Source organism: Nostoc sp. XA010, assembly GCF_020829625.1.
Lineage (GTDB): Bacteria > Cyanobacteriota > Cyanobacteriia > Cyanobacteriales > Nostocaceae > Nostoc.
Map to the genome: position 1 here is coordinate 1 of NZ_JAIVFX010000051.1, position 13,240 is coordinate 13,240.

The 13,240-nt window shown below is 42.8% G+C and carries 8 protein-coding genes and 1 pseudogene; 6 read left to right on the forward strand and 3 right to left on the reverse strand.

From position 1 onward, the window contains the following. Window positions 1–1,464: 1,464 nt before the first annotated feature. Window positions 1,465–2,454: pseudogene (locus LC608_RS37085) on the forward strand (ABC transporter ATP-binding protein). A gap of 113 nt (window positions 2,455–2,567) precedes the next feature. On the opposite strand, the gene LC608_RS32670 reads toward LC608_RS37085, so the two are convergent. Beyond that, window positions 2,568–3,761, reverse strand: coding sequence for a Coenzyme F420 hydrogenase/dehydrogenase, beta subunit C-terminal domain (locus tag LC608_RS32670; RefSeq protein WP_229557531.1), 1,194 nt, complete (start codon window positions 3,759–3,761; stop codon window positions 2,568–2,570). A gap of 328 nt (window positions 3,762–4,089) precedes the next feature. On the opposite strand from LC608_RS32670, the gene LC608_RS32675 reads away from it, so the two are divergent. The 5 genes from LC608_RS32675 (at window position 4,090) to LC608_RS32695 (ending at window position 10,281) form a co-directional block, all read left to right on the forward strand. Then, a complete protein-coding gene (locus LC608_RS32675) occupies window positions 4,090–4,812 on the forward strand; it encodes a PEP-CTERM sorting domain-containing protein (protein WP_229557532.1) in 723 nt (240 codons plus the stop codon). Between the two features lie 739 nt (window positions 4,813–5,551). Continuing rightward, a complete protein-coding gene (locus LC608_RS32680) occupies window positions 5,552–6,205 on the forward strand; it encodes a DnaJ domain-containing protein (RefSeq protein ID WP_374108480.1) in 654 nt (217 codons plus the stop codon). Between the two features lie 593 nt (window positions 6,206–6,798). After that, window positions 6,799–8,253, forward strand: a complete 1,455-nt coding sequence (locus LC608_RS32685; RefSeq protein WP_229557534.1) for a glycoside hydrolase 100 family protein — start codon at window positions 6,799–6,801, stop codon at window positions 8,251–8,253. 129 nt (window positions 8,254–8,382) lie between these two features. Beyond that, entirely contained in the window at window positions 8,383–9,801 is a 1,419-nt protein-coding gene (locus LC608_RS32690; RefSeq protein WP_229557535.1) for a 16S rRNA (cytosine(967)-C(5))-methyltransferase, read from the forward strand. A 57-nt stretch (window positions 9,802–9,858) separates the two neighbouring features. Continuing rightward, complete coding sequence (locus LC608_RS32695; RefSeq protein ID WP_229557536.1) at window positions 9,859–10,281, forward strand: TerB family tellurite resistance protein; 423 nt, start codon at window positions 9,859–9,861, stop codon at window positions 10,279–10,281. Window positions 10,282–10,335: 54 nt separating this feature from the next. On the opposite strand, the gene psb35 is transcribed toward LC608_RS32695, so the two are convergent. Together psb35 and LC608_RS32705 are read right to left on the reverse strand one after the other, a co-directional pair. After that, window positions 10,336–10,563, reverse strand: coding sequence for a photosystem II assembly protein Psb35 (gene psb35, locus LC608_RS32700; protein ID WP_190940402.1), 228 nt, complete (start codon window positions 10,561–10,563; stop codon window positions 10,336–10,338). A gap of 224 nt (window positions 10,564–10,787) precedes the next feature. Further along, complete coding sequence (locus LC608_RS32705) at window positions 10,788–13,169, reverse strand: transglycosylase domain-containing protein (protein ID WP_229557537.1); 2,382 nt, start codon at window positions 13,167–13,169, stop codon at window positions 10,788–10,790. Between the last annotated feature and the right edge of the window lie 71 nt (window positions 13,170–13,240).

Consider the following 13,240-nt stretch of genomic DNA (forward strand, 5'->3'; position numbering starts at 1 on the left):
TTAAATTTTTCGAGAGTGCCTTCAGGTACAAGCAACCTTTTTAGTTGTTTTTGTTCTCGTAGATTACACGCGAACAAATTATGATTTATTCCGTTATCTATTTTCCCTTAACCGAGCAGTATTGGGTCACAATCTGCTGTAAGGTTGGGTTTCGCTTCTGATTGCTGTTAATTTACACACGCCAAAAAACCCGGTCACGAAGACCAGGTTTTTGTGGGGTCATATTTCCCCAAGGCTAGTTATAGAAGTTATTTATAAATTAGTGTTCTGGTAATAACTACCAAACTTAGGTTACCAATTTCGGAAAACTGCCGCCCAATTCATAAATTTTTTCTTGCTCATACCAATTTTAAAAATGATTGCGACAGATGGACAGAGAAAACCCAGATACACTAAGCGGTTTCCAACCCAAAATCTAAAATCCTAAATGGTATCACCTGTGCGATGCCTGCTCATTGAAATTTAGATCACAACGTCTCTCTGGGAATTTTGCTATTATTTGCTACTTTAAGATAGATGCAAATCATAGAAATTTCTCCATTCCAAGCATTTCGCCGCAGTGTGGTAACGGTGATGCAGGTAGTTCCAAAGGAGCTACGCTATGTGGCAATTTTGACATTAGTGGGTGGTGCAGGCCCAGCGATCGCTATTTGGCTCAACAAGGTGATCATTGATGAAATAACCCGCTTATTGAGCACCGGGACAACGCAGAATGCGATCGCTCTGATACTTTCCCAACCTCTGCTACTCTCCAGTATTGCAGGTTCACTGCTAGTAAATTTGGTGAGTGATGCGATCGCTAACATCAATCCCTTTGTATATACTTCACTGCGCGACCGCATTTCCGGTTTTGTCCAAGGACAAGTAATTGAAAAGATTGCCACTTTTGAAGATATTGCCCTGTTTGAAACACCCGATTTGCTCAATTTGGTGCAGTTGACCGAAAAGGGAGTGCAACGGCTTCCAGAGCTTTGTATGAGGCTTGTGACGATGTTAGAGGGAGTTTTTATCTTCATTCCAGCCATACTGCTTTTGGTGTCTCTTGCTTGGTGGGTACCCCTAATTTTGTTTAGCTGCGTTACCCCTGTGATGTATGTGCAGATGAAATACCGTAAGCAAGTTTGGGGAGTAGAAAGAACCCAAGCGAGTGTTCTTCGTGAAATGAACTTATATAAAACGGTTTTAACCGGAGAGACATACGCCAAAGAAATACGCTTATTTAGCTTGCAAACCTTACTATTAGAACGCTGGCACGGGCTTTACCGGACTATTTTTCGGGCAATGCAACAAATCCGCCGTCGGGGGACAACAGCCGTTATTGGCTGGTCTTTATTGAGTGGTTTAGGTTTGGCGTTGCCCTATGTATACGTAGTCCAGGGAGTGATCGGTGGAACCCATACTTTGGGGGATTTGGCGCTTTACACCGGGGTAATTTTGGAAGTGCATCGGAGTTTGGAAAATCTGATGTCTGGCGGGTCAGAGTTATATAATATTGCACTGGCAACGACACCTATTTTCCAGCTTTTGGAGTTAGAGCCACAGTTGTCCGGTTCTCAATCAAAGTCAGTAACAAAGGTATCAGGAAAAGTCAGGGAATCGGCTGTTAACAATCGGAAATTTCAAAAAAATGGGAATAATTCATCTGATCATCGGCAAGCTTTATCAGGTGTGAATGCAACTGAGTATGAAGCATCGCAGACGGGTATTTACATCGAAAATCTATCCTTTACCTATCCTAATAGCGATGTCTCAATCCTCAAAAATATCAACCTGACGATTCACCCCAACGAGATGATTGTACTTGTGGGTGAGAATGGTGCTGGCAAGACCACATTAGCAAAATTATTATGTCGCCTCTATGACCCTAGCCAAAGTGCGATTATTTGGAATGGGCAGGATTTGGCATCGCTCCCCTTAGAAGATTTGCGATCGCGTATTGATGTAGTCATGCAAGATTACGCTCGTTTTCCAACTACCGTGCGCGAGAATGTTGCCTTTGGGAATTTACCTAAAATGTAGGATGATGAGGCAATTAGGGAAGCGATCGCTGAGGCTGGTTTGGCTAGAGTAATTGAGAAGTTAGATCAAGGTTTAGAAACCCTTTTAGGCAAACAGCTAGAAGGCGGTATTGATCTATCAGGGGGACAATGGCAAAGATTAGCGATCGCTCGTGCTTTGTTGCGACTGTCTTCAGCCGAACTACTCATACTTGATGAGCCAACAGCGAACCTTGATCCGAAAACAGAACATGAGATTTACAACATTTTGCGTACCCTGGCGAAGGGGAGAATAGCCGTTGTAGTCAGCCATCGCCTCGCCTTAGCCAAACTAGCAGACCGAGTAGTAGTCCTAGAACACGGTCAAATTATCGAGGTAGGCACTCATGACGAACTAATGGCACAAGGCGGACAGTATCACTTGATGTTTACTCGTCAAGCTAGTAGTTACAACTGAGTGGCGAGTGGGTAAAAAGTAGGGGACAGGGGACAAGGGGGAGAATAAAAAATTACCTCTTTCCCCTCTGCTCCCTGCTCCCTGCCCCTCTGCCTCTTTTCAATGCCCAATTTTTATTCTGGTAACTTATATTGCCCAACAATACGCTTGGCAAACTCTGGAACGTGCGCTTCTAATTTTTCTGGATGATTTCGCTTCACATACAAATAATTCCGAGTAAAGTGAGAATCAATCGAAAACCGCGCATATTCTAAACCTTTAGGGCCGATTTTTTCGATAACCACACCCATAAGTTTTGCTGCCCACATGGGGAGGGTAACGCCTTTATCGTAAGCGGGAATACTTTGCTGTACAGCTTCTTTCCGGTTGCCTTTAGATGTCACTGGTTGAGTGTCTAACTGGTCTTTCACCAAATCCAGCATTTCCTTGCCAGTGTCATTTCTAACTACGATCCATTGCCAACCGAAGGGTGCGCCCATGTAGCCAACGACTAAATCGGCTAGGGAGTTGACGTAATCAAAGCAACTCATACAGGATGGGGCAAAGACATCTTTGAGTTGGTTTGTCTTCAAGCCAAAGAAAGGTACTGTTTCTGTTGAGCCATCCTCATGTTTGAAGTGAACCCGAAAGTCTTGCATGAATTCGTAATGCACAACTGTATCAGGCGATCGGCTGGTGGTTTCTAAGAATTTTTGCAGCCCGGCGCGGTTAACATTATCTACGCAGGGCGTACCCAAAACATACAGCTTTTCTAAACCAAGTTGTTTTTCTACGGCTCGTAATGCCTGGATTTGACAACCAACACCAATGACTAATAGCCGCTTCATCCCCGATTTCTCTATCTGTTCCAAGACAGAAAGGTTTGGCGAAAGAGTTGGTTTATTTACCCGCGCTGCTAGTATTTCTTCTGGAGTACGAGCGATGATGGGCATGGGTTGAAAACGGTCTTCTTTGGTATTTTGCACACAGACGACACCTTCAACTATGCCGCGATTGAGCATTTCAATGGCAATGCTGCTAACAATACCCGTCCATTGTGCGCCTTCGATGGGCTGTTGTTTCCGCGCTGCCATCATATCTTGGTGAACACCAAAGTAGAGTTCATCAGGGTTATCGAGATGGCGCGATCGCATGTGTGTTTCTTCTTCAAGTTCGCCTATCTGCTGATTAATAAAAGCGCAGGCTTCCTTGACATAGTGAATATAGTATGTATCGCATAGTCCACACTCGCTACAGAGTTCTTTCGCAGGGCGGCGGCTCGTAGATTTTAAGGCTCTGGCTTTTTTGTGAGGAGAAACTGAGGTCATATAAATTTTTTGTTTTATCCAGGAATCACTTTTATTACAATACCTTCACTGGCTATGAACTTGACGATATAAATTGAACAAGAAGAGGATAGACGCAATAAGCAGAAGTGATTGCTTTTGCTGATGTACTGGCTTACGGGCAGACAGGAGGAAACATTTATTAGTAGCACTCGATTAAAGCATTGTTTAAAGAGGTCAGGTGCTTTTTGCAAATGCTCTAACCATTATCTTAAGGCAGTGTTCGCTCACTCTGAAAAATTACTTACGTGTAATCAACCCGAGTTAAACTAATTATTACCTAGATCCAACATATGAAAGAATAGTTTTTATGACAATTGCGACAAAAATATCGGTAGCTATTGCTGGAGCAGCACTAGTAACACTTTCAACATTTGATGTAGTACAAGCACAAACCGTAATATTAGAATCGGCATCGCTTGGTTCTACTGGAGGATTTGGAGGATTTGCTGTTGACGCAGATAACTTCTTAGGCTGGAGGTTTCAAGTAGATAGCACGCTTCAAGTTACAGAGATTGGGGGACACTTTTTTACATTTACAGAGCCTAATTTTGGCAATAGTAGTATTTTTGGAGCTATTGTTCCGTTAAATACTTCTAATGCACTCCCAAAAGGAACTCCATTTTTACCAGAAGAAGTTTTAAGTGCAGTCACATTTAATCCCGGTTTTCCCAGTATAGATGTAGCTGTTCCACTGTCTGTGACCCTGGCACAAGGCAATTATGCTCTTGTCTTTGGTAGCGGTCTATTTGGCGCATCTGGTCTAGGTGCGATGCCATTTAATAATCCTGAGTTACCTGGAACAACTTTTGATTCTTACTTTTCATGGAATGGTACCGATTGGGAAAATAACGGTACTTCTAATGCCGGCGTTTCTGGCATTCGATTTTTTCTCAAAGGTCAGTTAGTTACTCAGACCAATATTCCCGAACCTTCTTCCATATTCGGGATGCTTTTACTGAGTACCTTATGCACATTTTCAGCCCTTAGGCTTAGACACAAAGCTGATAACACTGCTATCAGCATCAAGTAGTAAGCTGATTGTCGTTCATTTTTCCAGGATGATTCGCTTGTAGTAATGGTTTCAACCCTGGTTTTATTTTTGTTCATACAGCAGAATTCAGGAGTCAGAATTCAGAACTCAGAACTAAAACACGCTTTATAGCTGCCTTTGAGACGAATCGTTGTATACTTCACCAACTTGAAATCTGCTGTAGCTTTTTTGGTTAAATGTGATCGCATGAAATAATTTTGTAATGCAAAGTGCAAGAATAGATCCCCGATTTATTTAATAAGTCGAGCATTTCAATAGCAATGCTGCTGATAATTCCTGTATCATAATTAAGATAGCTAAGTATAGGTTTGCGTAAAGTCGGAATGTTTTTAAACACAGAGGAACGCAAAGTAAACGCGGAGTATCGCAGAGTTTTGTCTAACAATTAGCTACGAATTAATGAAAAATTGTATTGAGGCTTTTCTGGGGTAGCATTAACAGCAAAAGTTAAAACTTAAGTAATTTACACGAGGACGCAACAGGATTCGTTAGTCTACGCTCTGGGTAATAAGGCTACTCAGATAAATTTATGGGACTTTACGACCAAAATTAATCATCCGTCGCAAATGATAAACTATAAAAATACGTAGGCGCAGCCAGCCGTAGGCATTGCATATCTTCTTCTTTCCTCATTTGTTCCTCTTCAAAAACCAGTGACACAAAACTCTAAAATAGTGCCGATAAGACTATAAGAATTTGGGGACGCTACACGGGAACAATAAAACGCACTTTGAATGGACATTCAGATGCAGTTTTGTCAGTTACTATTAGTCCCGATGATAAAATTCTTGCAAGCAGTAGTGGTGATAAAACTATTAGGCTTTGGGATATCAAAACTTGGCAACAGTGCTATATTCTCACTGAACATTTGGGAGCAGTAAATACAGTTGCCATCAGTCCTAACAGTCAAACTCTTATTAGTGGTAGCACAGACGCCACAATAAAGCTGTGGAATCTCCGAACTGGAAAATTACTCTCCACTCTGACTGGACACTCAACGGCGGTTTTGTCTGTTGCCATCAGCCCTGATGGAAAAACCCTCGCCAGTACCAGCAGAGACGGTATTATAAAACTTTGGAACTTCCACACTGGGGAACTACTACAAACTCTCTCTGGGTGTAGTCCTGTTGCTTTCAGTTCTGATGGCAAGACACTGGTAAGTGGCGGTAATGCCGGAAGCATCAAGGTTTGGAGTCAAGTGCAAAGCTTTGATAAATTTACTCTCGACCCTGTACTATCTGGGGAATGGTGGGAAGTCTTGGGTGTAAATCAGAGCGATCGCCCCAAAGATGTCAAACTTGCCTACCTTCGATTAGCAAGATTGTATCATCCTGATGTCAACAGTTATACAATTGCAAAAGCCTCAATGTAATCAATTAATCAAGCTTATAAAAAATTCCAGGAGCAGTTAAACGCTTACAAATGTCAGTAGGGTAAAATATATAACTCTTAAGAAGTATTGACATCTTGACTTTTTGAAGAGTTCATGTTGCATATTTTTAAAAAACGTTATAAATTATTAGATTATAGGGGAATAATCTGACCTCTTAGTGTCAAAAACTAATCTTGCTCAAGTAAATATACTGCAACCAGTTTTAACTTCATGCAAATCTTAAACAGCACTGAAGATATGTTTTTATTTGGTAAAGCAAAGATTCTGTATATAAAACGGAACAATAAATAATCTAAAAATATATTTAGTGTGACTGTTTTAAAATCATGTTACTGCTTGCGGTGATGAGCAACAACTATAATTCACCAAAAGAGTAATCCATTATAAGCAAATTAACTAGTAATAAAGCTGTATGTGTCAGCAGATTTATTCGTTATTAGTTGATTAATTTTTCTCCAAATTATATTTGCTATTCAAAGAATTGTTTTTGTTATGCTGAGAATGGCAAAAAGAATAAATGATAACGCATCTACCTACCACAAATTCACAATCCCAATGGAGTTATTCTGTCGATGCACCTAAACGAATTAGAAACTACTGAAAATTTAAAAGAAGTCGAAAAAGCGTGGCGAACACTAGAAAAATCAATTCTCTATTATCAGGGGCGTCCTGTTGGGACGGTAGCCGCTTATGATGCATCTGTAGAGGCTCTTAATTATGACCAGTGCTTTGTTCGGGATTTTGTCTCTGCGGGTCTAATTTTTCTAATCAAAGGTAGAACAGATATTGTTCGCAATTTCTTAGAAGAAACCTTAAAGTTACAGCCTAAAGAAAGGGCATTAGATGCCTATAAACCTGGACGAGGATTAATTCCAGCTAGCTTTAAAGTTGTATCAGAAAATGGACAAGAATATTTAGAGGCTGATTTTGGTGAACATGCGATCGCTAGAGTTACACCCGTAGATTCTTGCCTATGGTGGATTATTTTGTTGCGTGCTTATGTAGTCGCCACAAAAGATTTTTCTCTAGCCTATCAACCTGAATTCCAAAATGGTATCAGGTTAATCATGGAAATCTGCTTGGCGAATCGTTTTGATATGTATCCAACGCTGTTGGTTCCAGATGGTGCTTGTATGATTGACCGTCGTATGGGCATTTATGGGCATCCTCTAGAACTACAAGTTCTCTTTTACACGGCATTGCGTGCATCTCGTGAACTGCTAGTTTGCCAAGGTAATTCCGATATTGTTGAAGCCATTGATAACCGTTTGCCTCTTTTATGTGCTCATATTCGCCAGCATTATTGGATAGATATTAATCGCCTGAATGCAATTTATCGCTTCAAAAGCGAAGAATATGGTAAGGGTGCTGTTAATTTGTTCAACATATATGTAGATTCTGTTCCCTATTATCAATTAGATAAGTGGCTACCAAAAAAAGGTGGTTATTTAGCAGGTAATGTCGGGCCCTCGCAGCTAGATACTCGCTTCTTTTCCCTCGGAAACTTAATGGCAATCATTTCAGACTTAGCCACCGAAGAACAGTCACAAGCGATTATGACTCTCATTGACGATCGATGGGATGATTTGGTGGGAGATATGCCAATGAAAATTTGTTTCCCAGCTTTAGAACATGAAGAATACAGAATCGTAACTGGATGTGACCCCAAAAATATCCCCTGGTCGTATCATAATGCTGGTAGTTGGCCAGTTTTAATGTGGATGTTAGCGGCGGCGGCGGTGAAAACTAACAAAATAAGTCTTGCACAAAAGGCTATTGAAACTGCCCAAGGACGCCTCAGTACAGATGAATGGCCAGAATATTACGACGGGAAGAAAGGGCGATTGATTGGCAAACAAGCTCGGAAATATCAAACTTGGACAATTACTGGGTTCTTATTAGCAAAAGAACTGATGGCAAACCCCAGTTATTTACCATTAATCAGCTTTGATAAATTACCAGCAGAACAGGTTTCTAGAGCATGTGAGTTTGAAATCGCCAGTGTAGACCCGTATCTGTCTCGATAGGGAAATTAGGAGTTATTCAATTTTGGATTTTAGATTTTTCTCGAATCCAAAATTGAAAATCTAAAATCTAAAATTGGCACAGTTGGAAGTTAGAATACAAAAGCCTTCTGACTCCTGAATCTTGTTTCCATGACAAACCCCCGTCAACTAGCTTTTATCGCCCTGCGAGATGTTCACAAGGGGGCTTATGCTGATGTTGCCCTAGATAGAGTGCTGCAAAAAGTCAGTTTGGCTGATAACGATCGCCGCTTGCTGACAGAATTGCTTTATGGGAGCGTCAGAAGGCAGCGCACTCTTGATACTCTCATCGATCAGCTCGCCAAAAAGAAATCTCATCAACAACCCCAAGACCTCCGCACCATCTTACATCTGGGTTTCTACCAACTGCGCTATCAAGAGCGTATTCCCGCCTCAGCTGCTGTTAATACCACCGTCCAACTCGCTAAAGAAAACGGTTTTTCTGGACTCACAGGTTTTGTTAACGGTCTATTACGCCAGTATCTTAGAAAAGCAGGGGAAGCAGGGGGAGCAGGGGGAGCCAGGGAAGAAAATACTCCCTTATCCTCCTCATCCCCCTCATCTCTCCACATCGATCCGTTACAACTTCCAGAAAACCCAGTGGAACGCTTGGGTATTTTACACAGCTTTCCTGACTGGATTATTCAAGTTTGGTTAGAACAACTGGGTTTGGCTGAGACAGAACAACTGTGTGAATGGATGAACCAATCACCAACAATCGACTTGCGTATCAACCCACTTCGCACTTCCATCGAAGAAGTTGAGGCGGCTTTGCAATCTGTGGGTATTTTGGTGAGACGGATTTCTGATTTACCCCAAGCTTTACGATTGATTAGTAGTGCTGGGTCAATTCAAAAAATACCTGGTTTTAAAGAAGGTTGGTGGACTGTACAAGATGGTAGCGCCCAATTGGTAAGTCATTTGCTCGACCCCCAACCCGGTGAGGTGGTAATTGATGTCTGTGCTGCACCAGGGGGTAAAACAACCCACATTGCTGAGTTAATGGCAGATAAAGGCAAAATTTGGGCTTGCGATCGCACTCCTTCTCGTCTTCGCAAACTCCAAGAAAATTCTCAACGGCTAAATTTACAATCTATTCAAATCTACACTGGTGACAGCCGCCACTTCAATCAATTCCAAAACACCGCAGACCGAGTATTATTGGATGCTCCATGTTCTGGGCTAGGAACCATGCACCGTCATGCTGATGCTCGTTGGCGACAGACACCAGAATCTGTCCGCGAACTTTCGGTGCTGCAAAAAGAATTATTAACACATACATCAACTTTTGTCAAACCTAGTGGTGTACTAGTTTATGCCACCTGTACATTGCATCCAGCAGAAAACGAAGAAATAATTTCGACATTTCTAGCTGAGTCACCTAATTGGCAAATCGAGTCTCCAAGCGACTTTGAATCGCCTGTTTCTGCATATAGCACCCCTCAAGGTTGGTTTAAAGTCTGGCCTCATAGACAAGACATGGATGGCTTTTTTATGGTGCGCTTAAGAAAAACCAATAATTCCGAGTGAATACTGTTTGGGATTGTACGATTTGGTTGAGGACTGAATCTACCAGACGAGGCAGCAATGGTTACCCCTTCCAATGTCAAAAACTTAGTTAAAATCCTGATTGGAGCCGCCTGGATCGATGGCAGAATCCAACCAGAAGAACGGCAATATCTCCGCGAAATAGCTCAAGCAAAAGGTTTGGCTAACGATCCAGAAATTAAGCCTTGGCTGTACGAATTCGTTCCTGTACAGCCAAAAGAATGCTATGACTGGGTGCGTGAGTATTTAGGCGATCGCCCCAGCCATGAAGATTGTGAAAATCTAATTGAAGCCATCAGTGGCTTAATTTATAGCGATGGCGAAGTTGCCGTCGAAGAAGCCAGACTGCTGACGGAATTACAGGATATAGCGAAGCCGAATGATTCAACTCAACCGGCTCACACTGCACTTCTCAAACAAATTCAAAAGCTTTACCGCCGTTGGGTTGACGTGCAAAACTAATCATAGTCAAAAGCCCATAGTCTAATAACTAATAACTAATGACTAATGACTAAATCATGACTTCGGATCACCCAGACCCGGAGTTTCTTCTTTATCAACTTTAGGCACAAAATCAGGACGTTCTTTGCTTTCCCAACCTGCGGGACGTTTCGAGTTGTACCAAGCTATTGAACCAATGGTTACGGCAGCAATAAAACCAACGACATACACCAAGGTGAAAGCAAAAGGAAAATGAGTACCATTTGTTGCGATTGAATCTGCTGCCTGCATCAATATATGCATGAGTATATTCTCCAATGTTAAGTAACACTACTTGACACACTATAGAATGAGCGTATCACTTAACATCCCTCTGGAGTTTAGTTTCAGCAACTCCATATTGCATAGAAAAGAGGATGGGGGGCAGGGGGCAGGGGGCAGGGGGCAGGGGGAGCAGGGGAGGCAGGGGAGGCAGGGGAGGCAGGGGAAAAAATATTGATTATTTACCAATGCCCAATGCCCACCCTTCAATTAGAAGGTCTAAGTCTATCCCGCCAGGATGGCTGTGGTGATGAAGAACCTGAAGAACCGGAACTATTATTTGCAGGAGAGGACGATCGCCGACTTCTTCGAAGCGGGGGAGAAGAAGAATCAGATTCTACTCTTCTAGATCGCCGCCGTGTACGTGATGATTCTGAGGAGGAGTTATTGGAACTTGATTCTTCGGTGCGATCGCGCCTTCTCCGTCTTGGGGTATAATCGCTCGATTGCTGTTCTTCTTGAGAATACCTCCTCCTCCTACGTCTCCTAGATGACCTACTCTCTTCAGAATTTCTAGCACTTTCTCCTTCTGAGTCATCATTAGAAGAGATAGAACGATTTAGCACTTGTTTGGGCTTGATAGCCTGGGCTTTGATCGTACCTTTACGACCTTCTAACTTGGGACGTTTGGGAAACTTTTCTACGGGCATCCCTTCTGCCGCTTTTTCCATAAATTCGTGCCAAGTATAAGCGGCACTACCACTACTGCCGTATGTCGGGTGATTGTCATCGTTACCTAGCCAAACCCCTGTCACCATCTGGGGAATATAGCCAATAAACCATAAATCACGGGCTTCGTCCGAGGTGCCTGTTTTGCCAGCAACTGGTCTATTACCTAATTGAGCAGCAGCACCAGTTCCCGCTTCTACGACGTTGCGTAACATCCAAGTCATGATGGCGGCACTGTCAGCATCAAGGGTCCGTTGTGGCTTGAAATTAGCTGACCAGATCACCTTGCCTTGGCGGTTAAGGATGCGAGTAATACCATGAGGTTCTGTGTGCAATCCCTGAGTTGCAAAACTGCCATAGGCGCTAGTCAATTCCAACAGATTGACTTCATTTGAGCCGAGAGCCAAGGAGTAGGTGGGCTTAAGTTCAGATTTTATCCCCATATCATGGGCAAGTTTAATCGTTGGCGTAAATCCGACATCAATCAACACCTTCACCGCAATAATATTAATAGAGCGGGTGAGGGCATCTCGGATGTTCATGGAACCCCGAAACCTTTCACTATAGTTTTTCGGTTCATAGCCGTCTACAACAAAGGGTGCATCCTCGTAGGCATCGTAGGGGCTTTTACCGGTAGCGATCGCAGTGGCATATACAAACCCTTTAAATGTCGATCCTGGCTGCCGTTGTGCCTGAGTAACCCGATTAAACTGATTTTTACCAAAATCTTTTCCCCCAACCATTGCTTTAATTTCGCCGTTGCGGGGGTCAATGGCTACCATTGCTCCTTGCTTAAAGTTCTCCCACCTTCCTTGATTTCGCAGCGTTTTGGCAACCGCCTCTTCTGCGACTTTCTGCCAAGTTGGGTTCAGCGTGGTTTCTACTACTAATCCCTCACTTTTTAGCACGTTAGGAGAAACATACTTCGGCAATTCTTTTTGGATGTAGCTGGTAAAGTAGGGTGATTCTACTTCCAGTCGCTTGGGTAAACTGGTTTTGAGAATTAGTGGTTCTTGGACTGCTGTCTGTCTTTGTTGTGGCGTAATTATTTTATCTTCTTGCATCCGTAGCAATACCAAGTCCCGCCGCCGTTTCGCAGCTTCGGGATTCTTGTCTGGAGCGTATAAGCTAGGAGCAGGGGCTAATCCAGCAATCGTTGCCATTTCGGCTAAAGAAAGCTGGTCTGGCGTTTTACTAAAGTATACCCTCGATGCATCTGCCACACCATAAGCTCCACCTCCCAAATAAACCAGATTTAGGTAGCGCTCTAAAATCTGATCTTTGGTTAATTCATTCTCCATTTTTTGTGCTAGGCGGACTTCCTTGAGTTTGCGCCAGATTGTCTGTTCTTGTTTCAAAAACAGAATCCGCGCTAGCTGTTGGGTGATAGTGCTAGCACCTTCAACCACACCTTGCGATCGCACATTATTCAAACCCGCTCTGGCAATCCCTTGTGGATCAACTCCGTTGTGTTGCTTAAATCTTCTATCTTCTGAGGCGATGAAAGCTTTTTTTAAATTATCTGGTATTTGTTCTAGCTTTAGCTGTTCTCTGGCCGTTTCACCTTGTTGTTGTAATATAGTTCCATCGGCGGCTTTGATAGTCAGTGTTTGCTCTCTAACTACGGCATTCAACTCCGCCTGATCTGGCAAAGTCCGATCTATTAAACTGATACCGTAAATTAAGGCAACTATCCCACCACCTACACCTAAGCCTGCCCAAAACCAGATGCGACGATAGAGTGGTTTAGCACGAGTTGCCTGATTAGACTTCATCCTAGAGGGTAAAATTTTCATTTGCTCAGTAACTGCCTCGCCTGCGCCAGATGTGCTGGTGGTAAGCTTCTCATTTGTTCCTCCTTGTTCAGAGTCACTCAAATTAGTTGGTCTTCGCTTGAACCAGGAGGTAAGCTTCCCCACGTCAGTTCCTCGCTCAAAGTAGTAACTGTATAACCACCATCAATCAACTTTGGGGTTAGTTCACCACCGTT